General features: G+C 67.9%; 23 protein-coding genes. 4 read left to right on the top strand and 19 right to left on the bottom strand.

From position 1 onward, the window contains the following. Positions 1 to 310: 310 nt before the first annotated feature. From pcaC to Q9K23_RS00175, 12 genes are all read right to left on the bottom strand, one after another. Positions 311 to 688 carry a 4-carboxymuconolactone decarboxylase gene (gene pcaC / locus Q9K23_RS00120; protein WP_020793244.1) on the bottom strand — a complete coding sequence of 126 codons (378 nt, stop codon included), beginning with the start codon at positions 686 to 688 and terminating at the stop codon, positions 311 to 313. Next, complete coding sequence (locus Q9K23_RS00125) at positions 685 to 1,911, bottom strand: lyase family protein (RefSeq protein WP_053776285.1); 1,227 nt, start codon at positions 1,909 to 1,911, stop codon at positions 685 to 687. Before Q9K23_RS00125 ends, pcaC begins: the two co-directional genes overlap by 4 nt. 13 nt (positions 1,912 to 1,924) lie before the next feature. Beyond that, a complete protein-coding gene (gene pcaG, locus Q9K23_RS00130) occupies positions 1,925 to 2,479 on the bottom strand; it encodes a protocatechuate 3,4-dioxygenase subunit alpha (protein ID WP_020789952.1) in 555 nt (184 codons plus the stop codon). Then, positions 2,476 to 3,315: a protocatechuate 3,4-dioxygenase subunit beta gene (gene pcaH, locus Q9K23_RS00135; protein ID WP_020789953.1), complete on the bottom strand. Its 840-nt coding sequence runs from the start codon at positions 3,313 to 3,315 to the stop codon at positions 2,476 to 2,478. The genes pcaG and pcaH overlap by 4 nt, the downstream gene beginning before the upstream one ends. A gap of 278 nt (positions 3,316 to 3,593) precedes the next feature. Continuing rightward, positions 3,594 to 4,418 (bottom strand): TIM barrel protein, encoded by an 825-nt coding sequence (locus Q9K23_RS00140; protein ID WP_053776280.1) that lies wholly within the window; start codon positions 4,416 to 4,418, stop codon positions 3,594 to 3,596. Beyond that, on the bottom strand, positions 4,415 to 6,136 hold the full coding sequence (locus Q9K23_RS00145) for an FAD-dependent oxidoreductase (protein WP_053776279.1): 1,722 nt from the start codon (positions 6,134 to 6,136) through the stop codon (positions 4,415 to 4,417). Before Q9K23_RS00145 ends, Q9K23_RS00140 begins: the two co-directional genes overlap by 4 nt. Beyond that, complete coding sequence (locus Q9K23_RS00150) at positions 6,133 to 7,212, bottom strand: Gfo/Idh/MocA family oxidoreductase (protein WP_053776278.1); 1,080 nt, start codon at positions 7,210 to 7,212, stop codon at positions 6,133 to 6,135. The genes Q9K23_RS00145 and Q9K23_RS00150 overlap by 4 nt, the downstream gene beginning before the upstream one ends. Continuing rightward, entirely contained in the window at positions 7,212 to 8,075 is an 864-nt protein-coding gene (locus Q9K23_RS00155) for an aldo/keto reductase (RefSeq protein WP_082365698.1), read from the bottom strand. Before Q9K23_RS00155 ends, Q9K23_RS00150 begins: the two co-directional genes overlap by 1 nt. Next, positions 8,072 to 10,072: an FAD-dependent oxidoreductase gene (locus Q9K23_RS00160; RefSeq protein WP_082365697.1), complete on the bottom strand. Its 2,001-nt coding sequence runs from the start codon at positions 10,070 to 10,072 to the stop codon at positions 8,072 to 8,074. Before Q9K23_RS00160 ends, Q9K23_RS00155 begins: the two co-directional genes overlap by 4 nt. A 12-nt stretch (positions 10,073 to 10,084) precedes the next feature. Then, positions 10,085 to 10,975, bottom strand: a complete 891-nt coding sequence (locus Q9K23_RS00165; protein ID WP_053776277.1) for a shikimate dehydrogenase — start codon at positions 10,973 to 10,975, stop codon at positions 10,085 to 10,087. A gap of 183 nt (positions 10,976 to 11,158) precedes the next feature. Then, positions 11,159 to 12,481, bottom strand: a complete 1,323-nt coding sequence (locus Q9K23_RS00170; RefSeq protein ID WP_020789971.1) for an MFS transporter — start codon at positions 12,479 to 12,481, stop codon at positions 11,159 to 11,161. A 110-nt stretch (positions 12,482 to 12,591) separates the two neighbouring features. Then, a complete protein-coding gene (locus Q9K23_RS00175) occupies positions 12,592 to 13,527 on the bottom strand; it encodes a LysR family transcriptional regulator (protein WP_020789966.1) in 936 nt (311 codons plus the stop codon). Between the two features lie 101 nt (positions 13,528 to 13,628). Here Q9K23_RS00175 and Q9K23_RS00180 point away from each other — a divergent pair, with 101 nt between their 5' ends. Next, positions 13,629 to 14,312: an SDR family NAD(P)-dependent oxidoreductase gene (locus Q9K23_RS00180; RefSeq protein ID WP_020789969.1), complete on the top strand. Its 684-nt coding sequence runs from the start codon at positions 13,629 to 13,631 to the stop codon at positions 14,310 to 14,312. On the opposite strand, the gene Q9K23_RS00185 is transcribed toward Q9K23_RS00180, so the two are convergent. Together Q9K23_RS00185 and Q9K23_RS00190 are read right to left on the bottom strand one after the other, a co-directional pair. Continuing rightward, a complete protein-coding gene (locus tag Q9K23_RS00185; RefSeq protein WP_020789970.1) occupies positions 14,306 to 14,926 on the bottom strand; it encodes a TetR/AcrR family transcriptional regulator in 621 nt (206 codons plus the stop codon). The two genes, Q9K23_RS00180 and Q9K23_RS00185, sit on opposite strands and share 7 nt — an antisense overlap. A gap of 244 nt (positions 14,927 to 15,170) precedes the next feature. Further along, positions 15,171 to 16,871: an AMP-binding protein gene (locus Q9K23_RS00190; RefSeq protein ID WP_152972599.1), complete on the bottom strand. Its 1,701-nt coding sequence runs from the start codon at positions 16,869 to 16,871 to the stop codon at positions 15,171 to 15,173. A 248-nt stretch (positions 16,872 to 17,119) separates the two neighbouring features. Between Q9K23_RS00190 and Q9K23_RS00195 the strand changes: the two genes are divergently transcribed. Next, entirely contained in the window at positions 17,120 to 18,130 is a 1,011-nt protein-coding gene (locus tag Q9K23_RS00195; protein WP_020789968.1) for a YihY/virulence factor BrkB family protein, read from the top strand. A gap of 160 nt (positions 18,131 to 18,290) precedes the next feature. Here the strand turns inward: Q9K23_RS00195 and Q9K23_RS00200 are convergent, their stop codons facing one another. The 5 genes from Q9K23_RS00200 to Q9K23_RS00220 form a co-directional block, all read right to left on the bottom strand. Further along, on the bottom strand, positions 18,291 to 20,219 hold the full coding sequence (locus Q9K23_RS00200) for an FUSC family protein (RefSeq protein ID WP_053776276.1): 1,929 nt from the start codon (positions 20,217 to 20,219) through the stop codon (positions 18,291 to 18,293). After that, positions 20,216 to 21,115, bottom strand: coding sequence for a DMT family transporter (locus Q9K23_RS00205; protein ID WP_020791872.1), 900 nt, complete (start codon positions 21,113 to 21,115; stop codon positions 20,216 to 20,218). The genes Q9K23_RS00200 and Q9K23_RS00205 overlap by 4 nt, the downstream gene beginning before the upstream one ends. Further along, the gene (locus tag Q9K23_RS00210) at positions 21,112 to 22,203 is read right to left on the bottom strand and encodes a hypothetical protein (RefSeq protein ID WP_020791871.1); all 1,092 of its coding nucleotides are present in this window, start codon (positions 22,201 to 22,203) and stop codon (positions 21,112 to 21,114) included. The genes Q9K23_RS00205 and Q9K23_RS00210 overlap by 4 nt, the downstream gene beginning before the upstream one ends. 122 nt (positions 22,204 to 22,325) lie before the next feature. Continuing rightward, a complete protein-coding gene (locus Q9K23_RS00215) occupies positions 22,326 to 22,565 on the bottom strand; it encodes a hypothetical protein (protein ID WP_261977672.1) in 240 nt (79 codons plus the stop codon). A 77-nt stretch (positions 22,566 to 22,642) separates the two neighbouring features. Then, positions 22,643 to 23,194, bottom strand: a complete 552-nt coding sequence (locus tag Q9K23_RS00220) for a patatin-like phospholipase family protein (RefSeq protein ID WP_305950334.1) — start codon at positions 23,192 to 23,194, stop codon at positions 22,643 to 22,645. A 217-nt stretch (positions 23,195 to 23,411) separates the two neighbouring features. On the opposite strand from Q9K23_RS00220, the gene Q9K23_RS00225 reads away from it, so the two are divergent. Both Q9K23_RS00225 and Q9K23_RS00230 read left to right on the top strand, forming a co-directional pair. Continuing rightward, entirely contained in the window at positions 23,412 to 24,170 is a 759-nt protein-coding gene (locus tag Q9K23_RS00225; protein WP_020790395.1) for a methyltransferase domain-containing protein, read from the top strand. Positions 24,171 to 24,257: 87 nt separating this feature from the next. Continuing rightward, a complete protein-coding gene (locus Q9K23_RS00230) occupies positions 24,258 to 25,505 on the top strand; it encodes a phospholipase D family protein (RefSeq protein ID WP_348533967.1) in 1,248 nt (415 codons plus the stop codon). Positions 25,506 to 25,515: the final 10 nt, after the last annotated feature.

A 25,515-nucleotide genomic window follows, 5' to 3' on the forward strand; every position in this document is an offset into this window, starting at 1 on the left:
CCTCGTCGGCTCAACCATCGACGGCCAGTGGCTGTTTGGGCCGGGAGATTCTGTTGCTGATTGAGCCGGGACCGAGCCGGAAGGGCGAGGACCCGTGTCGAAATCTCTGTCACCTGCGTGGGGTGGTGACCACCTCTGAGGTGGGAACGTTGGCGAGGTCGGCCGCCGGAGGTTTCGACACGTCTCGTCGCTACGCTCCTCGTCGGCTCAACCATCAACGGCCAGTGGTTGATTGAGCCGGGACCGAGCCGGAAGGGCGAGGACCCGTGTCGAAATCTCCGTCACCCGCATTCGGTGGTGACCACTCCGATCAGTCGCCGGCGTCGATCTCGGCGAACACGCGCGACGCGACACGGAACGCGGAGTTGGCGTCGGGCACACCGCAGTAGATCGCCGACTGCAACAGCACCTCGGTGATCTCCTCGCGGGTCAACCCGTTGCGCAGGGCGGCACGGACGTGCATCCCGAGTTCCTCGTGGTGACCGCGCGCGATGAGCGCGGTGAGGGTGATCATGGACCGGCTCCGACGATCCAGACCCGGCCGCGTCCAGATACTGCCCCAGGCGTACTCGGTGATGAGTTCCTGGAACTCGCGGGTGTGGTCGGTGATCGCCGCCGTCGCGCGGTCGACGTGCGCGTCACCGAGGACCTCGCGTCGAACCACCATTCCGTCGTCGTATCGGCTCATGATCGGTCTCCTATGACCTTCCGTGCCCGCTCCAGCTGGGCGTCGATCAAGTGTTGTGTGGCACCGAGATAGTCGGCAGCCGGTGGAAGCCCGGCGATCCCGGCCATGCTCTTCTGCTCGGAGGTCACCGCCTGTCCGGCCGCCTGTAGACGGCTCGCCATGCGATCCTCGTGGATCTGCAGTTTGTCCAGCAACCGGGTGGTCTGCCGAGCCGCGACCAGCGTGCGGCGCACCAGCTGCCTAAGCGTGTCCCACTCCGCATGCCAGGCTCCGGGTGTGCGCTCGTCGACGGCGTCGGCGGCGGCGAGGTGCAGGGTGGACGCGAGCGGCGGACCGGTGAGCGCCGCACGACGGATCAACACCGACAGCACGGGATTGGACTTGTGTGGCATCGTCGACGACGACCCTCCGGCACCCTCGCCGACCTCGGCGATCTCCGGGCGCGACAGGGTGAGGACGTCGTTGGCGATGTGTCCCCACGCGTCGGTACATGCGACCGACGCGTCGCCGACACGGCAGATCGCCGTCCGTACCGAATGCCACGGCGGCACCGCCTCCAGGCCGAGTTCGCGGGCGGCGACCTCCGTCGCCGCCCGATAGAGACGGGCCGGGTCGTGGCCGGGTCCGGCGAGCTCGAGCAGGGCTGCCGACGTGCCCGCGGCACCGCCGATCTGCAGCGGGAACCGGACGCCGGCGAGCAGCTCGGATGCGTCGAGCACGCCGCTGAGCCACTGGGCGGCCTTGAGTCCGAAAGTCATCGGGACCGCGTACTGGGTCAGCGTCCGCGCCACCATCGGCGTGGCACGAAACCGGTCGGCGTAGCGACTCAGGATCCGGATCTGGGCGGTGAGCTCTCCACCGATCTCCGCGAATGCGGTGGCCGAACAGCACATCAATGCGGTGTCCACCACGTCCTGACTCGTCAGACCGCGATGCAGCCATTGTGCCGTCGCCGACTCCCCCAGTCCGGATCGCAGGAGCTTGACCAGCGGGATGACCGGGTTGCCGCCCGATTCGGCCTCGATCGCGATCCGGTCGAGATCCCCGTCGCCGATCAGTGCACGAAGTGCGGCCGGATCCACCAGCGCATCCGCCGGTGCAACCCCGGCCTCGGTCAACGCCGTCGACCAGGCCGCCTCCACCCGGATCATCGCATCGGCGACGGCGGCGTCGGTGAGGACATCACCGGCATGATGGTCGCCCGGCCACAGCAGATCGGTCATCGCAGTGCCGGCATCATCGGCCACTGTGGTCGAGGAAGACCGTCTCGGCCTCGCCCTGCAGGTGGATGTCGAACCGGTAGCCGTCGCGGTCCTTGGTCGCGATCAGGGTGGCACGCCGGTCGTCGGGGACCGAGCCGAGCACCGTGTCGGATGCGAGGGCACGGACGCCGTCGGGCAGATAGGCGCGGGTGAAGAGGCGATCGAGGAGACCGCGGGCGAAGACGCAGACCGAGAAGAATGGTGCGGCACCATCGGACATCGGGCCGGGTGCCACCGTCGAGAAGCTGTAGTGACCGACCCGATCGGTCTGTACGCGACCGAATCCGGTGAAGGTGAAGCCGTCTCGCCGCAGGGATCCGGGGTCACGGGACACGATGCCGTCGCCGTCCGGCTGCCAGATCTCGACGAGAGCATCCGGGACCGGGTTGCCCGCACCGTCGAAGATGGTGCCGTGCAGACGGATTCGGTCAGGGTGTCCGGACGGGACGAGTTCGGCGCCACTCGAGAACGGTAGTGCGTAGTGGAAGAACGGGCCGACGGTCTGGCCGGGGGTGGGTGCGAGGGTCACTGGTCCTCCTCCATGGGGGTCGAGGCATCGCCGGTGAGCACGATGTCCCAGCGGTAGCCGGTGCACCATTCGTGCTGGGTCAGGTCATGATCGTAGGACGCGACGAGACGGTCACGTGCCTGCTGGTCGACGATGGCCTGATAGATCGGATCGAAGGCGAACAGCGGATCGCCGGGGAAGTACATCTGGGTGACCAGGCGCTGTGTGAACGCGGTTCCGAACACCGAGAAGTGGATGTGGGCGGGTCGCCACGCGTTGTGATGGTTCTTCCACGGGTACGGACCCGGCTTGATGGTGGTGAACCGGTACCAGCCGTCGTCGTCGGTGAGGCAGCGGCCGACACCGGTGAAGTTGGGATCGATCGGCGCCGGATGCTGGTCACGCTTGTGGATGTAGCGGCCGGCCGCGTTGGCCTGCCACACCTCGACGAGCTGGTTGCGGACCGGGCGGCCGGAACCGTCGAGGACCCGTCCGGTCACGACGAGGCGCTCGCCGACGGGATCGCCACCGTGCTGGATGGTGAGATCGGCCTCGAGCGGGTCGACGTCACGGTGGCCGAATGCCGGAGACCAGAGTTCGATGCCCTCGGGATCGGAATGATGGAAGTTCTTGGTCGGATGCCGGAGGAGACTCGACCGATACGGCGGGAAGTTCAGGCGCGGAGCGGTTTCCGGTGCTGCTCCGGCGGACTGTGCGGAGGCGTAGTCGTGCCCGATCCGGGCGATCTCCTCGGAGATCTGGCGTTGACTGCCTGCCGCGGCGTCCGACGACACCGGGGTCTCGTCCGCGACGGATGCCGACTGCCCGGCGGCGTCGGAGATCAGTGGTGTGGCCATCCTGGGAAACCCTTCTGTGAAAGTGATGCGGTCTGGGGACCGGCGCGGACCGGGAAGTGGGCTGGGTCCGTGCCGTTGTGTGGGCGTGATGCCGGCGGATCGTTCTGCGCTGCCGGTGTCCCACGATGTTCTGCGGTGGGTCGATCGTAAGCGGCGTCACATCGGGGAGTCGATGTCGGACTTCCACTCAGTGAAAGTTGGGATCGTTGTTGAGCGCACTGCCCGAGCACAGCACTGCGCCCGCCGTGGCGGTTGGCCAGGGCGGGCGCAGGACGATCTCAGACCGCGGGGTTCACCCGGCTCTGCACCACCGACTTCGACGCCGCGAGCAGACGATCGAGCCATGCCCCGGTGCCCATCGCCTGCCGCTGCGGTTCGTTGGGCAATTCGACGCTGATCGGTGTGTCCGGCGGGAGGGCGCCCAGCATGCCGGAGAGGTCGAGGCCGCCGTCGCCCGGTACGAGTCGCTCCTCTCGTGCCTGGCGGATCAGCTCGGCGTCGGTGGACGGTGTCGGCACCGACCCATCGCACAGTTGGGCGTAGTGAATCCACTCGTGCGGAATGCCCCTCAGATCGTCGAGGGTGGTCGCCGAACGACCCGCGTGCAACGTGTCGACCAGGACCGATCGTGCCGGCCCGTCCGCCTGACGCACGATGGACAGCGCGGTGGCGGCGTCGGGAACCGCGGTCCACGGCATGAACTCGAGGCTCGCCGCGATGCCGTATCCGCCGCACAGATCGGCCAGTGCGGCATACGAGTCCGCAAGCCGGGTCAGGTCGGGGTCGTCGCCGGCCACCAGGACCGCCCGGGCGCCCAGCTGGGCTGCGGTGTCGAGCATCGGACGGAAGTTCTCGACAGCGAAATCCTCTGCAAGACGGACGATCTCCACATCGAAGACCTCCACGGGCGAGTCCGTCAGACGGGCCAGTACCTTTCGCAGCGCAGCCGGCTCGGTGTGCAGTGGATATGCGGTGGTGCCGGGCGCCGCGGGCAGCAGCCGCAGACCGAGTGTGTCGAACCCGTGTCGCTCGGCCAGACCGATGTGGTCACAGGGTTCGACGTCGAGAACCGTCAGCGCGGCCAGACCCCACGAGACGCTCATCGGGTCACCGCCCGTCCCAGTTCGATTCCGGTGAGGTAGCCGAAGGTCATGGCGGGCCCGATGTTGATGCCACCGGATGGATAGTGGCCGCCCATGACGCTGGCCTGGTCGACGCCGACCGCGTACAGGCCGTCGATGGGTGCGTCGTCGGCATCGAGCACCCGCGAACGCTCGTCGGTGGCCACACCGGCGAACGTGCCGAAGCTTCCCGGCACCACCTTGACCGCGTAGAACGGTCCCTTCTCGATCGGCGCCAGGGTGGGATTGGGCCACGGATTATCGGGGTCGCCGGATGCCCGGTTGAACACCGACGTGCCTCGACCGAAGTCGGGGTCCTCGCCCCGGCGTGCACCCTCGTTGAACATCGACACCGTCTTCTCCAGGCCGTGGGGATCGATCCCGCAGCGCCGTGCGAGATCGGCGAGCGTGCGTCCCTTCACGAGATACCCCGACAGCCGGTGGTTCAACCGCGGTACCGGGAACGGTTTGGCGATGCCCAGCGGATAGCGGCGCAGGTATGCGGCGTCGGCGATCAGCCACGAGCACACCTCGTCGCCCTCGGCGACCGCATCGAGCATGCCGAGCGTGTAGTCGTGATAACCGTTGGCCTCGTTGACAAATCGGCTACCGTTGCGGACCACGCCGATGACGCCGGGCTTGCCGCGGTCGAGGATATGCGGGAACACCCCGGTCCGTCCGGTGACATAACGGACCCGCGACACCGGGCAGTAGGCCGCTGCCGAGGCGGTCGAGTCGTCCAGCCGGCCGCCGACCGTGGTGGCCAGACGCAGACCGTCGCCGGTCGTGGTCCCGGCAGGTGGGAGCGTCCAGTGCTCACGCCCGGTCGGCGTGCGGGCGAAGGTCTCGCGGCGCAGGTCGACGTCGTGGCTGAAGCCGCCGGTGGCCAGGACGACGCCGCGTCGCGCCGCCACGGTGTAGCTGTCGCCCGGACCGGCCAGACGCACGCCGGTGACCCGCCCGTCCTCGGTGAGCAAGGAGGTCGCGGCCGTGCCGACCCTGATCTGCACCCCGGCGTCGAAGGCCGACCGCAGGAGGCGACCCACCAGCGCGGTGCCGTTGACCAGACTCTGGCCTCGGCGGTACACCGCGAGGTCGAGCATGTGCCGGGTCACCCGGCGGGCGCAGTGGGTGAAGGCCCGCACCGACCGCGTGGAGTGCAGGAATGCCTGCAGGTCGGGGCCGGCCATGATGCCCATGCCGAGGAACGACGTCTCGAACATCTGACGGCGCAGGACCGTGGCCACCTCCGGCCCGAGTTCGGTCAGGCGCACCGGCGTGGGGCCGACCTGGCGATGGCCGTCGGCGGCACCGGGGCTGCTTCCGTGGATGTCGGCGACCCCGGCCCCCGGGGTGAACTGCAGGGCGGTCTTCTCCTCGAAGAAGTCCACCATCTGCGGCGCCCCGGCCAGGTAGGCGTCGACCTTCGGCTCGTCGAAGTTGTCGCCCAGCCGGGCGCGCAGGTAGGACTTGGGTGCCTCGACGTCCTCGTGCACACCGGCTGCCCGGGCGAACCGATGACGCGGGGTCCACATCCAGCCGCCCGACCAGGCGGTGGCACCGCCGCACACGGGCGACTTCTCGACGACGAGGACGCGTGCACCCTCGTGTGCCGCGGTCACCGCCGCCGACAGTCCGCCGGCCCCTGAGCCGATCACGACGACGTCGAATTCTTCTCTGCCGGTGAGCTCCTCGGTCACGAGAGCACTCCCCTTTCCTGTCGGGCCGGCTCCACTGGCCGGCCCGTTCGTGCGGACTCGTAGATCGCGGTGACGATGGCCAGCGAGGTGCGGGCATCGGCTCCGGTCACCATCGGCCTGCGGCCCTCGCGGACCGCGTCGACGAAGTCCTGGATCTGCAATATGTGAAATGGCGTGAGCCGACTGTTGATGTCGGCGATGTCCTGGTGGGCCGGGACATCGGGGCGGAACACCGGGGTGAACTCCACCTCTCCCTCGACCGTCCACAGTTCGGTGACGCCCTCGTGTCCCTCGGGGAACTCCAGGACACTTCCGGTCGCCCCGCCGGCGCCGACGACGGTGACCCGGTTGCCGAGGTTGTGCGACAACGCGGTGGTCGCGGTGATGGTGGCGGTGGCACCGGACTCGAAGGCGACGACCGCCGAGGCGCTGTCCTCGGTCTCGATGTGTTCTCCGTGCGTGTGGGTCCGGATGAACCCGGTCACCGAAACGGGAGTGCCACAGAACCATTGGAGGAGATCGATCTGATGGATGGCCTGGGTCATCAGCACTCCCCCGCCATCGGTGTCCCAGCGGCCCCGCCACGGGTCGGATGCGTAGTACCCGGTGGGACGGTGCAACAGCACCGACACCTCACCGAGGATGGGGGTGCCGATCCTGCCGTCGTCGATGGCGGCCCGAATCCGTTGTGCGGCAGGCCACAACCGACGCTGGAAGACGACGCCGAAGATCACCCCGGCCCGTTCGGTGGCGGCGATCATCCGGTCGGCCGCGGCGAGGTCCACGGCGATGGGCTTCTCGCACAGCACGTGGACACCGGCCTCGGCGGCGGCGACCACCGCGGACTCGTGCGCCGGGTGCGGCGTACACACCGTGATGGCATCGGGCCGCAGCGCCAGCACCGCGTCGATGCTGTCCCTGGCCCCGGGGATGCCGTGGTCGGCGGCGAACCGCTGCGCGCGATCGATCTGGGTGTCACAGCAGGCGATCAGCTCGACCCCGTCCACCTGACGCAAGGCACGGGCGTGGTTTCCGGCGACCTTGCCGCAACCGATGATGGCGATACGCAGCGTCATCAGATGTGCTCCTCGGTCTCGACGTCGCGGGCCGCGCTCTCGCCACGGTCCAGTCGGTCGAGGCGGGCGATCTCGGCGGCACTCAACTCGATCTGGCCGGCCGCCAGGTTCTCCGCCTGGCGGGTGGGGCTGGCCGAGCGCGCCACCGGGATGACGCCCTGACCCAGGTGCCACGCCAGGATGATCTGCGCCGGTGTGTATCCGCGCTCGGCGGCGATCTCGACGACCACCGGATGATCGAGGGCATCGCCGCGGCCCAGTGGACTCCACGCCGAGACCGCGACGCCGAGTTCGTCGGCGACCTGACGGACCGGGATGCGGCACAGCGTCGGATCCATCTGGATCTGATCGAGTTCCGGTGCCTCGCCCACTGATTCGGCCACCCGGCGCAGATGCTTGCCGAGGAAGTTCGACACCCCGGCGTGCCGGATCAGTCCGGCCTCGCGGCACTGCAGCAGGCCGTCGAAGGCCTCGACGTACCGATCGAACCGCGGCAATGGCCAGTGGATGAGGTACATGTCCAGGTAGTCGAGTCCCATCCGGTCCAGGCTGCGTTCCACCGCACCGCGGATGTCACCCGAGATATGTTCGGGACCATGGAGTTTCGAGGTGACGAACAACTCGTCACGCGGTACATCGGTGCCCACCACGGCCCGGCCGACGGCGTCCTCGTTGCCGTAGACCGTAGCGGTGTCGATGTGGCGGTAGCCGATGTCGATCGCGCGTCGCACGGCGTTCTCGGCGTCGTCACCCACCAGTGGCCACGTCCCCAGCCCGATGGACGGAATGGATGCGCGCAGGTCGGTGCCCGGCGATCGTCCGGGCCGGGATGTCGGATCCGCTGATTCTGTTTCTGTGGTCATGCGCTGGCCGCCTCTCCGGCTCGGAAGTCGATCTCACGGGCGATGTCGACGGCGGTGACCAGTGCGGCCTGCACCGATCCGCCGTCCCGCCCGGCGTCGCCGATCGCGTGCACTCCGAGCGGTGGCGACACCGAACGGAGCTGGACGAGAAGTTCACTCGAGGGTTCGATCCCCTGCGACACCAGCAGTTCACCCGGTGCGTCGACCCACCGTTGCCCGTCGGCGTCGGTGATCTGGACCTTGCCCTCGCGCACCGAGGTGACCCGGGCGGCGAGGTGTGCGGTGAGATTCGGATCGGCGGCGAGACGGGGAAGCAGCACGATCTTGGCCCGGCGGCCGACGTCGTGGGCGATGGTCTCCTGCGGACCGATCATCACCACGCGGGTGCCGTGGGCGAGGAGGTCGTCGGCGACCGCCGCGGCCTCACGGTCTGCGCCATAGATCGTGACCGCCGCGGGAGCCCGATCGCCACTGCGCAGGAAGTCGCGCACATCGCGCACCGTGCGGTCGGCGACGTCGAGATCCGGGGCGTGGCCGTCGGCGCCGGTGGCCAGCACGATCGCGTCCGGACGCGAGACCCCGAAGGTGGTGGCATCGACCCGAACACCGGTGTGACACGAGATGTCGAGCACCTCGATCTCGGCCAGGTACCAGTCGATGATCCGGCGGTACTCCGGGTACTCGCGCAGCCGTGCGGCGAGCGCGAAGTCGCCACCGAGGTACTCGCGCTGCTCGTACATGTCGACGTGGTGGCCGAGTCGGGCCAGCTCGCGTGCCGCACCGAGGCCGGCCATCCCACCGCCGACCACGGCCACACGGATCGGCCGGACCGACGGTTCGGGTTCGGCCGCCTCTCGTCCCACCCACGGGTTCACCGTGCACGGGATCGGCCCCGCGGCCAACGAGTCGATGCAGAAGTTGCAGGCGATGCACGGGCGGTACCGCTCGCCGGCGATGGCCCGGTTCGGGAAGTCGGGATCGGCGTGCAGGGTGCGGGCCATACTGAGGAAGTCGGCCTTTCCGGACGTGAGGATCGCCTCGGCCGTCTCCGGTGAGCTGATCCGTCCGGCGACTCCGACCGGGATGTCGAATTCGCGGGCGTACGGATCGGCGTGGTCGCGCAGCAGGCCGCGCTCCCACTCTCCGGGCTGGATGATCCACTGGCCCGCTTCGTAGTTGCCCGCCGAGACGTCGAGGAAGTCGAGCTTGTCGGTCGCCACGTCGGCCATCCGCTCGCGCGTCTGCTCGGCGGTGAGGCCTCCGGCGCTGCCCTCGAAGGCCGAGAACCGCAGGCCCAGAGTCATATCCGGGACACGGTCGCGGACCGCGCCGATCACCCGGTTGACGAACAGTGTGGGTTCGGCCCACTCGTCGCTGCGATGGTTGTAGGCCGGTGACAGGAACTGGTGGATGAGGTAGCCGTGCCCGCCGTGCAACGAGATGACGTCCACACCGGCCGTGTGGCACCGTTCGGCGGCGTCGGCGAAACACTCGATGATGTGCTCGATGTCGTCGGCGTCGAGTTGCTCGGGCATCTGGCCGCCGACCACCTCGCAGGGAATCGGCGACGGCGCGACCGGGACGAACCCGCTGACCGAACCCTGTGCGGTACGGCCACCGTGGTTGAGCTCGACGCCGAGCAGCGCACCGTGCTCGTGCACCTCGTGCGCGAGGGTGGTCAGCCCGGGGATGCACTCGTCGGTGTCGACGCCGAGCTGCCGGATCCGGCCCTTGCCGTCGGCCCGCACATACGAGGCCTCGGTGAAGATCAGTGCCGCTCCGCCTCGTGCGCGACGCACGATGTAGTCGATGTACTCGCGCGTCAGCAGGCCGTCGACGGTGCCGTAGTTGCGCTCCATGGGTGCCGAGACGAACCTGTTGCGCAGGACGGCGGCACCGATGGTCAGGGGTGTGGCGAAGGTCGGGATGCCGGCTGTGGTCGGGATGCTCGGGTCGGACCGGGTGTGCGGGTTGGACTGGGTGTCAGTGATGGTCATCGTGCCTCCTGGTCACGAGTGCATGCCGGCGGGCTGGGCGCGAGTGCGGCCGGCAAGCGTCTGTGCGAGATGTCGGCGCATGCGGGATCGGTCGGGTTGGACGCCGGTGATCAGGGCGAAGCTGTCGGCGGCCTGCTCCACCAGCATCTGTGCCCCGTCGACCGTGCGACACCCCAGATCCCGGGCTGCCGAGTGCAATTCGGTGACGGCCGGCCGGTAGACGATGTCGGCGACCCACTGGCGGCCGGTGAGCAGCGTGACGTCGAACGGCGTTCCGGGGTGCCCGTCCATCCCGATCGGCGTGGCGTTGACCACCCCGTCGGCGTGGCGGACGTGGCCGGCGGCCTCCCCCATCGTGGCTCCGACGGCGACGGTTCCCGAGGCGTTGATCCGGCCGGCCAGCGAGGCGGCCCGAGCCGAGTCGACGTCGACGATGGTCAGCCCGCAAACACCGGCGTTGATCAGGGCGTGGGCGACGGCCGACCCGGCCCCGCCGGCACCGAACATCACCACCCTGCCCAGCTCGTCACCGGACAGAACCATGTCCAGTGCTGCGCGGAACCCGGATTCGTCGGTGTTGTGTCCGGTCAGTCGCCCGTCGCGAACGGTGACCGTGTTGACCGCACCGATGGTGGCGGCATGCTCGTCGACCTCGTCGAGGCCCGACATCACCGTCTGCTTACACGGATGGGTCACGTTGAACCCGGTGAATCCCTCGGCGACAGCGGTTCTCACCAGAACCGCGGCTGCATCCGCGGCGAGATGGCGTGCGGCGATGTCGATCGTCTCGTAGCTGTGGTCGCGCATCCCCAGTTCTCGCGCCTCGGTCTCGTGGAGCAGTGGCGAGAGAGAACCGGAGATGTCGGAACCGATCAGTCCGATGCGGTGCTGCGGACCGCTCATGGTGTCCTCCGTGGGCTGGTGCGGGTGTTCGGTGTACCTGGGAACGGGCAGGCTCGGGGTTGCGGGCTTTGGCGGGCGGGCTCGGGGCCGGCGGTGTATGGGCTGGGTGGGTGCAGGCTGTGGGTGCAGGCCGGGCGTATGTGGGCCGGGTGTGAACCGGCAGCGAGCTGAACGCGGGAACGGTCACCGCTTGCGCTGACCGAGCTCTGCTGTCGGTGTCCGGTAGGTCTCGGGACCGGTGGCGAACGCGACGGCGGCCAAGACCGCGAATCCCATGCACATCCACGCCACGGGCATCCAGTTGCTGGAGTCGCCGGCGGTCATCGCCTGGGCGACGGCCGGGGTGAAACCCGCGACGAGCAGGCCCAGCATCAGGCCGATCGCCATGCCGCTGAAGCGCACCGACGCGGGGAACTGTTCGGGGAACGCCGCCATGTACGTGCCGTTGGGTGCGGCATAGAAGACACCGAGCAGAATGGTGCCGCTGAGGAAGACCAGCGGTGCGCTGCCGGACCCGATGGCCGAGAAGTACACGAAAACCATGACGCCACAACCGAGTACGCCGGTGATGAACACCGGTTTACGGCCGATGCGGTCGGCCAGGAGGCCGTAGAGGGGCTGGGTGATCACCGCGCCCATGTTGGCGGCGGCGATCGACAGCAGCATCGTGGTGCGATCGAAACCGTTGTGTTCGGTGGCGTAGGCCAGGGCGAAGACGTTGATGATCGTGTTCATCATGGCGAACGTGGAACTGAACATGATCCGGACGACGGCGGCCCAGTGTTCGCGCATGAGCACGACGATCGGTACCCCGTCGGTCTCGTTGGCCAGCTTGCTCTCGGTGAACACCTCGGGCTCGTCGAGGCGTCGGCGAACCCAGAACGCGACGCCGGTCATCACGATGCTGACCCAGAACGGGATTCGCCATCCCCAGGTGTACAGATGCTCGTCGGGCAGCGACGCCACCGGGATGAACACCAGGCTCGAGAGCACGATGCCGAACATGATGCCGCTCATGGTGAAGCTGGCGAAGAACGACCGGCGGTTGTCCGGTGCGTGCTCCACCGACAGTGATGCCGATCCGGGCGACTCGCCGCCGGCCGAAAGGCCTTGCAGCAGACGCAGTATCACCAGAAGTACCGGGGCAAACGCGCCGATCTGACCGTAGGTCGGCAGGCAGCCGATCAGGAATGTGGACGCGCCCATGAGCGCCAGGCACATGATCAGGGTGTTGCGTCGGCCGAGTTTGTCGCCGAGATGTCCGAACAGGACGGCGCCCATCGGGCGGGCCACGTAGGCGACGCCGAGCGTGCCGATGGACAGCAGCGTCGAGGTGGCTCCGCCCGGGAAGAACACGTGGCCGAAGACCAGTGCCGCTGCCGAGCCGTAGATGAAAAAGTCATAGTATTCGAGCGTGCTGCCGACGAATCCGGACAGCGCGGCGCGTCCGGCCTGGGGCTTGGTCTGCGGCGCCGTGGCTCGAGGTGGCGTCGATGTGGTCGCCATTGGATCTCCCTCCACCGGGGATGTGACTGCAATCCCATCGGTGAACACAGTGTGCGGCGGCCCACCTAAGACTGTCCAACACTGAATTGGTCTTGGACTGTGTAGAAATCCTACTCAGTTGGTGCCGGCCGGGCGGTGACCTCATCGTCGTGCGGGGTGGGCAGTATCTGCTCGGCCAGGTCCAGCACGGCGTCGCGGGCCACCGATGACCGTACCGGCTTCGCCGACCATGCGATCCCGTGGTCCATCCGCACCGACCCGCCGGGAAGGCGGATGTAGGTCGCCCCCGGCGGGATCACGTCGGCGATCCCCTCGGTCATCAGCGCGACGCCGACGCCGGCCGCCACCAGCATGAGGATCATGTAGGGATCGGTGATCTCCTGCGTGATCCGAGGGCGGAACCCGGCGTCGAGACATGCGCGATCGGCGCTCTCCCGCAGCGCCGATCCGGAGGTGCGGGGGGTGCTGACGAACTCCTCGTCGGCCAGGTCCGCCAGGTCGACCACCCCCGCGTCGGCCAGGCGATGGTCGGAGGGGACGACGATCCCGAACGGTTCCGATGCGATCAGGCGGGTGCGGATGTGTGCGGCGTCCACCGGGAGGCCGACGAATGCGATGTCGAGGGAACCGCTGTCGAGCTGTTCCACGGCGTCCCGGGTCATCACCCGACCGACCAGGTCCAGTTCGATGTCGGGGTAGGTGTCGCGCACCGCGCGGGTCAGCGGCGGCAAGGAGAGATGGTTCAGCACGCCGGTGAACCCCAAGGTGATCCGGCCGTAGATGGCTCCGACGGATTCCTTGGTCGCCTGCCGGGCCCGCTCGACCTCGCTGAGAACCGCGCGGGCATGCGGTAGGAATGCGCGCCCGGCCGCCGTCAGTGCCACCGATCTGGTGTTGCGTTCGAACAGTTCCACGCCGAGGTCGCGTTCGAGTTTGCGAATGGTCTGACTCAGGGGTGATTGCGCCATCTGCAGCCTGGTCGCCGCACGCCCGAAATGCAGCTCTTCGGCAACGGCGATGAACGCCTGCAACCATCGGATCTCCATGTCCGCCTTTCGATGACGCCGAGCGTGCGCATATAGTCGCAATGCTACTTAGATTTCTCGGATTATATCCGATCTGATCTTGAACCAGGTACGGAAGGCACATGAACATGACTCGACGGGCACTCGTGACAGGCGGCATCAGCGGGATCGGGGCGGCGACCGCAGCACGATTGCGATCCGACGGGATCGAGGTGATCACCGCGGACATCAGCGCCGATGCCGACGTCCAGGTGGATGTCAGTGATCCGGAATCCGTTGCCGCACTGCGCGAACGGGTCGGTGCGGTGAACATCCTGGTGAACAGTGCCGGGATCGTCGGTCCGTCGACGGCGCTGGTGGACACCGACCTCGCCGCGTGGCGGCGGACCTTCGCGGTGAACGCCGACGGCACCTTCCTGATGTGCCGCGCCTTCGCCCCGGCGATGTGTGATGACGGGTGGGGGCGGATCGTCAATCTTGCGAGTATTGCCGCAAAAGACGGAAATCCCTGCCAGAGTGCCTATTCGGCGTCGAAGGCGGCGGTGATCGCACTGACCAAGTCGCTCGGGAAGGAACTGGCCACCACCGGCGTGCTGGTGAACGCGGTCGCCCCGGCCGCGGTGGCGAGCCCGATGAACTCCGACACCGATCCCGCGATCCTGGAGCGGTCGCGATCATTGACCCCGATGGCCCGGATCGGCCGGCCGGAGGAGATCGCCGAACTGATCTGCTGGCTGACCTCCCCGGCGGTCAGCTTCTCGACCGGCGCGGTGTACGACGCCTCGGGTGGACGTGCGTCCTACTGATCCGGCAGATCCGGCCGGTCTCGGTTCCGGGAATCCCCGGACTTGGGGGTGAAGCTGGAGAACAAGGTGTCCCGGATGGCCATCCAGTCGCCCCAGTGGTCCACGGTCTTCGGATCGTGCAGCCACCGGAAACGCAGTCCGTCGACGACGAGACTCAGCATCCGCAGGACCGCCTCGGGGTTCTCGTAGTCGCGGACCACCAGGTGCCAGGTGATCGGCAGCGGACGGATGCTGAACTGTTGATAGGCCTCGTGGGCGGGATGGTCCGGCGCCATCGCATAGGCCTCGAGCAGGTCGAAGTTGCTCGTCACCTCCTTCATCCCGGCGAAGTGCCGAACCAGCGAATCGGCCAGATCGGGCAACGTGAGATCGTCGCCGTACTCGGCGACGATGCGCTCCACCGCGGCCACCTCGTCGTTGTTCCACTGCTCGAGGACGGCGGTGAACAGATCGGTCATCGACGGGAAGTGGTGTTTGACGCCCGGCGCGGACATCCCGCAGCGTCGGGCCACCGACCGCAAGGTGACATCGGCGGGGCCGGACTCCTCGATCATCGATCGGGTGGCGGCGACGATCCTGCGCTTGCGTTCTTCCGGCGTCAACCTCTCTGCCATGCGGCCCCCTCTCAGCGGTGCAATCTATCTCCACCATGTCACCGCGCTGACGGTGACCCCGCCGGTGGGCCCGCCTACTCGTATGCGGTGGCCCACCACTCGGGCATGGTCTCGGCCGAGGGCTCGACAACAGCCCCGGCCGGGACGGATTCCCATTCGATCAGCGGTCTCCAGACACGGGGTGTGCGGGCCCTGTCGGCGACAAGGGATGCGGCAGGAGCGATCTCGGCGGCCGGCCGGCCGGTCAGGCCCGGTGGCGCTCGAGGTAGGCCGCCCGCACGCTTCGTCGCAGGGTCTTGCCGATCATGTTGACCGGAAGGTCGTCGAGCACCTCCAGACGCCGCGGGATGGCGTAACCGGGAAGGCGTTGCGAACCGAACTCCCGGACCTCGGCCAGCGTCGGGGCCGGCGTGTTCTCCTCGACCACGATGGCCGCGAGGACTTCCTCATCGGTTCCGTCGCCACGGGGAATCCCGACGACGGCGATGTCGGCGACCCCGGGCATCTGCCGGAGGTGGCTTTCGACCACGGATGGGAACACATTGAATCCGCCGACCAGGATCAGCTCCTTGACCCGGTCCACGAGCACCGCGAACCCGTCGCGATCGACGTCGACGACATCCCCGGTGTACAACCAGCCCTCGGCGTCCACGGTCTCCGCCGTCGCCTCGGGCTGACCGAGGTAGCCGGCGAACACCTGCGGACCCCGCACACACAGCTCACCGTGGCGCACACCGTCGGCGTCAGGTGTGACCTCGACGGTGCGGTCCTCGGCGTCGACCACCTTGATCTCGGTGTTGGGGAACGGGATCCCGAGGGCACCACGCCGGCGTCGCTCCGAGCAGGGATTGCCCAGCGCGATCGGCGCGCACTCGGTCATGCCGTAGCCCTCGATCAGCAGGCCCCCGGTGGCGCGCTCCCACCGTTCGGCGACAGCCGGTGACAGCGGCATGGCACCGCTGAAGGCCACTCGGATGGAGGTGAGTGCGGTGTCTCCGGCCGCGTCGAGCAGCCGGTCGAACATGGGCGCCACCCCCGGGACGAACGAGGCCGGGCGCCGGCGCTGTGCCGCGATGACCGCGGCGGGATCGAAATTGGGGAAGGCCACCAGGGTGGCACCGATCAGCGGGGGCAGGACGAGGCAGAACATCATGCCGAAGGCGTGGAAGAACGGGAGCATCCCGTAGACCACATCGGAGCCGGTGCCGAAGCCCGCCCACGCTCTTCCCTGGGTTGCGTTGGCGACCAGATTGCGATGCGTCAGGGTGGCTGCCTTGGGGAATCCGGTGGTGCCGCCGGTGAACATGATCAGTGCGGTGTCCGACGACTGTCCGACCGCCGACAGCGGTTGCGGTGCCGCCGCGGCAACCAGGCGTCGCCAGTCGTGGGCATCGCCGGTGTCGGCGCCGGTCAACGCCCGGCGCTTCGTGCGTGCCGCGGCCACAGGAAGGCGCAAGGCCAGCCGTGCGGTCCACGGAAGGTCGTCGGCGACGTCCACCGAGATGACCTCGCGCACCGCGGTTCCGATCGCGGCCTCACGCAGGTCGAGGACCCGGTTGCGCCAGCACAGCACGACAACCGACCCGGTCGTCACCAGCTGGTCGTGGAGTTCGGCGACGGTGTAGGTCGGATTGTGTTCGACGACGGTCGCACCGCACGCCAGCACCGCGTGGAAGGCCGCAACATGTGAGGTGCTGTTGGGCAGCACCAGTGACACGGCGTCGCCCGGTTGCACGCCCAGCTTCCCCAACGTATGTGCGCCGCGTCCGGCGAGGGTGGCCAGCTCGGTGTAACTGGTTGTGGCGCCGAAGAAGTCGACGGCGATCACATCGCCGTCCCGCGCCACTGCCTCGATTAGCAGATCGGTGATCCGCTTGTCTGGCACGCTGACGTCGGCGGGAACCCCCGGTCCGTACGAAGCCAGCCATGGACGGTCCTGCATCATCGCGACCCCGGTTCCTCGACATCGATCGGCCGCGAGCCAGCCTACTTGCCGCGGCCCGAGAACCCGGTGGGTGTGAGGGTGTTTCCCGGCACGGCCCCTGGTGACCAGGGCGCACACCTGGTCGGTGCCGAGGCCACACCACCGCCGCCCGCCGGGAAACGGACAACCGCTCCGGATAGACTCGGGGACCGAGCGACCGATCGTCAGCTCGGCAGGTGGCGTGGAGCGGTTCACGGGAAGGAGCGCTGGTGTCGTTCTCCGAACGCGTCAACGACTTCCAGCGACGCCATCCGGCGACCGGGTATCCGTTGGCCGTGGCCTACAAGTTCTTCGACGATCAGGGCGGCTACCTCGCGGCGCTCATCACCTACTATGCGTTCATCTCGCTGTTCCCGCTGCTGCTGGTCTTCGCCTCGATACTGGGCTTCGTGCTGCACGACGATCCCGAACTCCAGCAGCGGATCGTCGACTCGGCGCTCGCGCAGATCCCGGTCATCGGTTCTCAACTCGAGGTACCCGGCGAGATCACCGGCAGCGTGATGGCGGTGACCATCGGTGTGGTGAGTGCGGTCTACGGTGCGCTCGGTGTGGCGGTGGCCATGCAGAACGCCATGAACATCGTGTGGGCCGTGCCGCGGAACAACAGGCCCAATCCGATTCGCGTACGCATCCGGGGAGCCGGACTGCTGTCGACGGTCGGTGTCGCGGTCATCGGGCTCACCGTGCTCAACGGTGTCGTCGCGGCGTCCGATCTGGGATCGGCCAGCACGGCACTGACCATCGTGGGATCGGTCGTTCTCAACACCGGGATCTTCATCGTCGCCTTCCGGATCGGCACGAGCCGTCCGGTGAGCACACGGGATGTCTTTCCCGGTGCCTTCGGGGCTGCGCTCGGGTGGCAGGCGCTACAGACCTTCGGCAGTGTCTACGTGCTACGCGTCATCGCCAGGGCGAGTGACGCGTACGGGGTGTTCGCGATGGTGCTCGGACTCCTCGCCTTCCTCTACCTTGCTGCGGTGCTCGTCGTGGTGTGTCTCGAGTGCAATGTGGTGCGGGTCGACAAGCTCTACCCACGATCACTGCTCACCCCGTTCACCGACAACGTCGTGCTCACCCCGGGCGACGAGGCCGCCTACACCGCGCAGGCACGAGCCCAGCGCAGCAAGGGATTCGAGGAGATCGATGTGACCTTCGACAAGTCGGGCACCGGGGATTCCGATCCGGCCACCGACCATGTCGCACAGCACCACCACCGGTGACTGGCGGACCGGGACGACGCCGGACGGCACACTCCGCGGTCTCCCGGGGAGCTCTCCTCCTGCGTGTGTGTTGTTCCGGCGTCAACCGCTCTGCCTTGCGGTTCCCTCTCGGCGGCGCGATCCGACTCCCCCGCCTCACCTCATCACCCGCCCCACCGCATCACTCGTAGGCGGTCGCCCGGAGCCGCACCAATTCGCGTGCACACCGGACGATTCGGATGTCCACGCCGTCGGCGGTCGAATCGTCGTGGGCGAGCGCGCGTGACCGCGATGTGGGCCCGCCGAGGATCTCGCGGGTGCGGGTGATGGTGTCGCGGAATGCGGTGCCCGTGGGCGTGCGGTCGCGGTAGATCACGGTCACCAGGGTCAGCATGTCGATGATGTCGGCGGCCGATTCCACGCGAGCCCGCTGCTCCGGCGCCATCGCCGCACCGCTGCCCCGCAGCTGATCGCTGATCTCCGTCGCCCGGACGAAGATGCCGAACCGGGTCGAGTCATCGGGTTCGTCGTCGGTCTCGATCTCCGACAGCAGCTCCAGCAACCTGTCGTTGGCGCTCGAGAGCGCGTCCTGGACGGTGGTGCGTCGTGATCGCAGGACCGACGGGAGGCTGACCAGGAGCACGATCACCCCGGCGACGAGCAGCATCAGGATGACGTGCACCAGGGTCGAGAGCGGATCCAGATGGCGGGTGGTTGCGGTCAGGGCGACGGTCATCGCCACACCGCCCGCGTTGGACACGATCGGGTGCGAGAACATGAACCAGGTCAGGGCGAACAGCCCGATGACGGCGATCAGCGCCATCATCGCTTCGGGTAACCAGACCGCGGCGAGTACCACCAGCACGATGGCGATCGCACATCCGAGAAGCCGGTACCCGATGCGCCGCAACGTCTCGGTCCACGTCGGCTGCAGCATGGACACCACGGCGTTGAAGAAGGTGTTGGCGAAGAACGGCTGTGCCACCTGCAGGCCGGTCCCCCAGGCCGCGAGAATGCCGACCGCCTTGGCCAGACCCTGGTGCAGCTCAGGTGAATCCGGTCGGATGGCGGCGGTGACCCGTGCACGCAGGAATGCCGAGCGGAGCTCCTTCACCTGGGGTAGCGGTGTCGTGTCCCGGTTGGTGGCCGCCTGCCGGATCGTGTCCAGGTGCCCCTCGGCCGTGGCGACGAGTGCTCGCGATGCAGGGGTCAGCCGGGGGTCGTCGGGAATCGTCGGATTGTCGGTCAGAGCCGGCCGGGAGGACGAATCGTCGGCGGAATCCTGTTTCGTGTGGGGATGGCCGTCGGGGTGGTGCGCCTCGACGAGATCGGCGACAGCGGCGGCGTCGGCGGTCACTGCGGTCAGAGCCGCCGCGATCCCCAGCTTCTCGGGGGTCTGTGTGGTCGGCCGGGCGGCCTGTGCGCGAAGCAGATCCACCGCGCGGCGGAACCGAAGCGACTCGGTGAGCACCGTCGTCGTCCAGGTGGACGGGCGGTCGACCATCCAGCTCCGGATGATGTCGACGGTCGTGAAATCGCTGGTGCGCAACGGTGTCGCCACGGCCACGCGGGTCGGCTTGGTGGGATCGGAGATGCCGGCGAGCACGCGCACGGCCACTGCGATGGCGAGTCCGAGCAGGACGGCCATGACGATGTGGAGCTCGGATGTTCCTGCGGGCAGCGCGATTCCATAGCCGGCGACGGCTGCATAGCCGACCCCGAGTCCGAGGAGCCGGAACTTGGGGATGACCGCAGGGAACAGCGACAGCCCGAAGATGACGAGGATCAGGACGAGGACGCCGGCGAAGCTGTTCCAGTTCCCCAGGGCGCGGGGAACGCATGCCGCGAAGACGGTCAGCGGCGCAAGCCATGCCAGGCGGCGCAGGTCCGACCCCAGGGAGCCGCCGAATGTCGCCATCACACAGAACAATCCGACCATGGCGCCGAGGACCGAAGCCTTGCCGAGGCTGGCCGAATAGCCGATGCCGAGGGAGACCGTCATGACCACCAGGGTCAGGATGAACAGGGCCGGCCCGCCGTCATGAGCCGGCGGTGGCGGGAGTTTCTGCGGGGTGTCGGGTACCGGTTCGTTCGGGGTCGACGTGGTCATCGCGCTACCTCCACGGTGGCCGATCGCTGTGGTGTGGGGTCGGGATCGGATTCGGGTGCCGACAGGCGACCGAGCATGATGGTCGCGAGGATCATCACCGACAGTGCGACGATGACGAGGATGTCGCCGGTGCTGTCGATCCCCAGGGTTTCCTGATAGATCGTCAATCCCAGGGCCATGGCGATGATCGGCTTGAGGACGGTGACCGTCGGTAGGCTGGTCTGCACGTCACCGGCCTGATAGCTCGACTGCTGCCAGAGGGTGCCGAGGGTGGCGGTGACCGCCATCGCCCAGAACTCCCAGCTGCGGGCACCGGCGAGGAGTCCGTCGTCGAATGCGGCGATCCCGGTCTTGGTGAGCGGTGCCGAGATGCCGAGGAGTACACCGGCGGCAACAGCGAGGGTCAGTGAGCGCCAGGTGCCGTGCGGCAGCCGGGAACCGACGATCACGCATACCGCGACGACCGGGATGACGACGGCCAGCGGGACGCCCCAGGCACTGAACGGCGGATGCTCGATGCCCTCGGACGGCTGGCCGAGTGCGATGAACACGACGAGCGAGATCGACAGGGCCCCGGCCCAGGACCATTCACGGGCAGTCAATCTGCGGCGCGCGGTCATCGCCGCAAGGGGCAGGGCGAACAGCAGCGTCGTGACGAGTAGTGGCTGCACGAGCATGAGGCTGCCGACGGCGAGCGCGGCGGCCTGCACGATGAAGGCGAGGATGTCGGCGACGAGCCCGGCCACCCACGTCTTGCGTCTCGCCAGGGTGAACAAGAAGCCCGCGCCGAGCGCCTCGTCGTCGGAAAGGCCTTGTGTGCCCTTGGCTTGCAGAACCGATGCGATGGCGAACAGGAAGGCGGCGATCAGCGAGAGGGTGATCGCGAGAACGGTCACGCATGCACCTCGGTGGTGGGCAGCGCGCCACGCTCGTCGTCGGCATCCGGCGCGTCATCGCTCACCACGGGATTCTGTAGGCGACGGATCCGAGAGGTGAAGACGGCGAGGGCCAGCAGTCCGATGGCCACGTTGATCAGTGCCCCGAACTCCTCCTCGACGAAGTCGAACACCTCGGTCAGCAGCATGGTCACGAGGGCGGCCGCCCGCAGCAGTCGCACGGGTGCCACGGTTCCATCCCGCAGGCGCAGCACGGCGACGAGGCACAGGACTGCTGCCACCGCGGACCCGACCAGCTGCCCGACGGGGGTGATGCCGGTCTGCGATCCGGCGTCGAGATCATCCGAGATGGTGACGAGCGCGCTGATCACCCCGGCGAACGAGAACAGTGTCAGGACGACTGCGGCGATCACTGTTGCGCGCGACCCACCGAGATCGACCCAGGGATGGGCCTTCAGCCACAGCGCGATCCGGTCCCGACGGCTCGGTGGCCGAACCGGGCACGAGGCGATGATGGCCTCGATGCCGGCGACATCGGCGGCCGGTGCACCGTCCCGGGATGCGGTCAGGAGCTTCTGGGCACGGGTGCGTTGGGTGGGGGTGAGACCGCTCAGCATGCCGTCGGCGGCGATCCCCGCTGCGCCCGCAAGCGCGGCCGAACCCGATTGCCCGGCGACGTCGAGCACGAGGCGGTTGAGCACCAGGATCACCACCACGACGACGTACATGATCGACACCGCCGGGCTGTAGAAGTAGTCGTTGGTCTTGGTGACGAACTTGCCGACCTCGTCGAGGAACAGGCCGAATCCGATTCCGCCGAGGACCACCGAGAAGGTGCGTGGTCCGGTGCCCAGCAACGACAGCGAGACCACCAGTGCGATCACCATGCCGGCTCCGCCCCACAGGGCGTGGGCGATGTGCAGGGTGCCGCCACCGATCTGCGGATATCCGGTGGCCTGGAGATAGGCACGGGTCACCAGGATGGTGACGATCGCGATGATGACCAGGGCCTCGACGGATTCTCCGCCGCCGGCGCGGCGGGCGATGGAGGACGGCGTGCGCCGTGCGGGGGCAGGGCCTGTGTGCACCTTGGGTCCCTTTCAGTACGCAAAACCGACATGCGTACCTTACAGGTGTTAGACAGGTTCGGCCAGGGTTGGGAGGTCGTGATCGACGCTGCCATCGGCGGTGCGGCCCGGGCCATCCGGTGTCAGTGCCAGAAGTCCTTGGTCTGCACGGCCAGTGCGGCGCCCTGATGGTAGCCCGCTTGTGCCGCTCGTGGCCTGATTCGCAGATCCATCATGTTGGCGCCGAACGCGGTCACCGAGTCGGCATCCGGGAAGATCGTCTCGACCTCGCCACCGGCGGAGCGGAGCGTGTCCACCTGCGCTGCGAGGTTCATCCCCCACTCCGCCGGAGTCCGGAACCGGCCACCGAACGGTGAGAGCACCAGGACATGCTCGAATCCGGTTGCCAGATCGGCATTCTCGTTCGATCGGTAGCCACCGTCGATGAAATGCCGTTGCGCTATGCGGTGCGGCTCCCCGCTGGCGCAGCTCGCGGCCACGGCATCGGCGAGGTCGACACCACTGCGTCGGTCGAAGACGACCGGCTCGCCCGTCTCGGCGTCGACGGCCAGATCTGGACGTCGCGATCGGGCCACTCGAGGCTCGGCAGCCTGGACGCGACGATGTCTCGCCAGGACGGACGACCGGCCGGCGGGGCATCCGGGGTGAGGGCCAGTGCGGCCGCACCCATCCGTCGGCGCATGTCGGCGGGGTCGTGGGCGTCGGCGATGATGGCGGCGGTTCGCGCCATCTGGTCGGCGACGTGGGTTCGGCCGGCCCCGGAACCGCCACGACTGACCGTGGGCTGCGGGGTGTCACGGATGTCGGCGAACAGCTGCGCCGGTCTCGCGCCGGTGATCTGGGCAGCGGTGGTGGAACCCGCCGACGTCCCGATGATCAGGTCGGCGTCGGTCACATCTACTCCGGCATCCTCGAGTCCCGCGAGGACACCGATCTCCCAGGCGTTCCCGCCCGATCCGCCGCCACCGAGAACCAGCGCACAACTATTCATGAATCCGGACTGTACGGACCGCCCGTCGACGCGAGCAACGGGTTTTCGGTGATGTAAAAGCCTTGTCGCACTTGCCCGTTTCTCGGCTGTGGATCATCCGGTATGTACGGGCCGTCGGCGGCATCCCCGTGAAACCTGTGCCGGAATGGTTGTCGACCGGCGATCCACTCCGCCAGATCTGTGGTCACCTGCGCCCGGTCGGCGTAGCGTCAGAACCGTGAGCTTCGATGTCGCGGGCGACGCCTACGACAACTTCATGGGTCGCTACTCGCAGCCGTTGGCGCAGACCTTCACCGACTGGTTGCCGATCAGCCCTGGGCAGCGAGCCCTCGACGTCGGTTGTGGACCCGGCGCGTGGGCCGCAGTACTCGCCAGGCGGCTGGGCCCACGCAACGTCAGCGCCGTCGACCCGTCGTCATTGTTCGTCGCCGCATGTCGTGCCGCCCTCCCCGACGTCGACGTCCGGCAGGCGAAGGCCGATGCACTGCCCTATGCCGATGACACCTTCGACGTCGTCGGTGCCAATCTCGTCGTCAGCTTCATGCCCAATCCGCGGGCGGGCCTGACCGAGATGGCTCGCGTGACGCGGCCCGGTGGGCGGATCGCGGCGACGGTCTGGGACCTTGCTGGTGGTCGAGCGCCGATGGCTCCGGTGTGGACGGCGTACGACGTGTTGGGTCTGTCTTTGGTGGACGAGACGCACATGCCCGGCGGCGCCCCCGGAGAGATCGCATCGATGCTCGACGACATCGGGTTGACCGACGTCACCGACACCGAACTCGTGGTCCGGGTGCGACACAACACCTTCGATGAATGGTGGGAGCCCTACCTGCACGCTGTCGGTCCGATCGGCGAGGCCGTGGCAGCACTCGCGCCGGCCGAACGTGAACAACTGCGTGCCGCCTGCCGGGAGGCCCTGGGACCGGGACCGTTCGATGTGACCGCAGTCGCACATGCCGCCCGGGCGACGGTGTGACACGACTGTTCGGACGCCGGTTGCCGAACAGACAGGTGGTACCTGTGGGCGGCGATAGTTGAAACCGATAGTATTTCGCCGGTGAGAATGCTCGACACCCTCGGCCTGACGTCAGAACGCACGGTAAGTCTGGTAACCGATTCGGTATGGGAGTCGTTGACTCCGGTCCTACAGAAGTGGCCGGGGCATGTGACCGCGGCCGTCGCCTACGTCGGATACACCGGCGATGTGCAGTTGCCGCTGACTTCCGGCTCGACGCTGATCGTCGATGCGTCCGAGCATGCGGTCGACGCGCACATGACGAACCCGCACACGCTGCTGCGCTGGTATCGCGCAGGCGTCAGTATCTACTCCCTCCCCCACCTCCACGCCAAGATGATTCTGGCCCAAAGCGATTCGGGGCCGGAGCCATTCCTGGTCGTCGGTTCGGCAGATGCCACGCAACACTCGGCCAGCATCCTGCACGAGGCCGCCCTCGTCACCGATTCCACCGAGCTAGTCGAGCAGGCGCGAGCGACCTTCGCCGGCTGGAAGACGTCGGCCACCAAGTTGGGCTCGGCGGCGCTGACCCGGCTCTGTGCTCGGTACGACGGCACCACGGTGCCGGTGGAAGCCGACTCGGCGAACACCGACACCACGAACGGCGATGTGTCGACCGCCGTCACCGAGGTCGACGGGACCACCGAAGCCGACGACATCGCGGAGACCATGGACACGGACGTGACTCGCCCCGCCTCGTCCGAGGTCAGCTCCGCGGACACCGGATCGGCCGATGTCGCGTCGACCGGAGATGACGCGATCGACGTGGACCCGGTCCGGGCCTCATCGACCGCGGACGATCCGTCGGACGCCGGCAGGATCGCCTACCAGCGACCGCAGCGTGTGTACCTGGCCGCGGTCCGCGCGAACACGGACATACCTGACGACGCCATCGATCATGCCGAGGCTCTCGCGCTGGAACTGGGCGTCGAGGAAGGGTCCGGGCTCACTGTCGAGGTCTTCCGGCAGAACGTCGACTCCGGGCTGGAGCCGCTGTACTCCGAGGGCGTCCACATCGTTCCGATCCACACGACCACCAAACGGGGCAACCCCAGCTCGAAGTCCGTGTTGGGAACGCCCGGTCGGGTGATCGGACGGTGGATCGACAGCGACCCCGACACACGGTATTACTTCATCCTTCGTCAGACCTCGTCGGAGGTGGTCCTGTACGCCGACGCGAAGTACGCATTACGTGAGGGCGGCGTAACCGCGGAACTCGACATGGGATACCTCCGTCGCAGCGTCATCGACGCACTCGTCGGGCTCTGGACCGGCCTCACGTGGACGACATCGTAGGTGTCGGAGC

The sequence above is a fragment of the Gordonia sp. NB41Y genome (genome assembly GCF_030718915.1).
In the GTDB taxonomy this organism is placed as follows: Bacteria; Actinomycetota; Actinomycetes; order Mycobacteriales; family Mycobacteriaceae; genus Gordonia; species Gordonia desulfuricans.

What these genes read in the sequence shown, in the direction of transcription:
- Q9K23_RS00165 (WP_053776277.1), bottom strand. Translation starts at nt 10,975, where the DNA reads ATGAGCGGTCCGCAGCACCGCATCGGACTGATCGGTTCCGACATCTCC.
- Q9K23_RS00170 (WP_020789971.1), bottom strand. Translation starts at nt 12,481, where the DNA reads ATGGCGACCACATCGACGCCACCTCGAGCCACGGCGCCGCAGACCAAG.
- pcaC (WP_020793244.1), bottom strand. Translation starts at nt 688, where the DNA reads ATGAGCCGATACGACGACGGAATGGTGGTTCGACGCGAGGTCCTCGGT.
- Q9K23_RS00150 (WP_053776278.1), bottom strand. Translation starts at nt 7,212, where the DNA reads ATGACGCTGCGTATCGCCATCATCGGTTGCGGCAAGGTCGCCGGAAAC.
- Q9K23_RS00190 (WP_152972599.1), bottom strand. Translation starts at nt 16,871, where the DNA reads ATGATGCAGGACCGTCCATGGCTGGCTTCGTACGGACCGGGGGTTCCC.
- Q9K23_RS00180 (WP_020789969.1), top strand. Translation starts at nt 13,629, where the DNA reads ATGAACATGACTCGACGGGCACTCGTGACAGGCGGCATCAGCGGGATC.
- Q9K23_RS00155 (WP_082365698.1), bottom strand. Translation starts at nt 8,075, where the DNA reads ATGACCACAGAAACAGAATCAGCGGATCCGACATCCCGGCCCGGACGA.
- Q9K23_RS00125 (WP_053776285.1), bottom strand. Translation starts at nt 1,911, where the DNA reads ATGACCGATCTGCTGTGGCCGGGCGACCATCATGCCGGTGATGTCCTC.
- Q9K23_RS00220 (WP_305950334.1), bottom strand. Translation starts at nt 23,194, where the DNA reads ATGAATAGTTGTGCGCTGGTTCTCGGTGGCGGCGGATCGGGCGGGAAC.
- Q9K23_RS00140 (WP_053776280.1), bottom strand. Translation starts at nt 4,418, where the DNA reads ATGAGCGTCTCGTGGGGTCTGGCCGCGCTGACGGTTCTCGACGTCGAA.
- Q9K23_RS00185 (WP_020789970.1), bottom strand. Translation starts at nt 14,926, where the DNA reads ATGGCAGAGAGGTTGACGCCGGAAGAACGCAAGCGCAGGATCGTCGCC.
- Q9K23_RS00175 (WP_020789966.1), bottom strand. Translation starts at nt 13,527, where the DNA reads ATGGAGATCCGATGGTTGCAGGCGTTCATCGCCGTTGCCGAAGAGCTG.
- Q9K23_RS00200 (WP_053776276.1), bottom strand. Translation starts at nt 20,219, where the DNA reads ATGACCACGTCGACCCCGAACGAACCGGTACCCGACACCCCGCAGAAA.
- Q9K23_RS00230 (WP_348533967.1), top strand. Translation starts at nt 24,258, where the DNA reads ATGCTCGACACCCTCGGCCTGACGTCAGAACGCACGGTAAGTCTGGTA.
- pcaH (WP_020789953.1), bottom strand. Translation starts at nt 3,315, where the DNA reads ATGGCCACACCACTGATCTCCGACGCCGCCGGGCAGTCGGCATCCGTC.
- Q9K23_RS00160 (WP_082365697.1), bottom strand. Translation starts at nt 10,072, where the DNA reads ATGACCATCACTGACACCCAGTCCAACCCGCACACCCGGTCCGACCCG.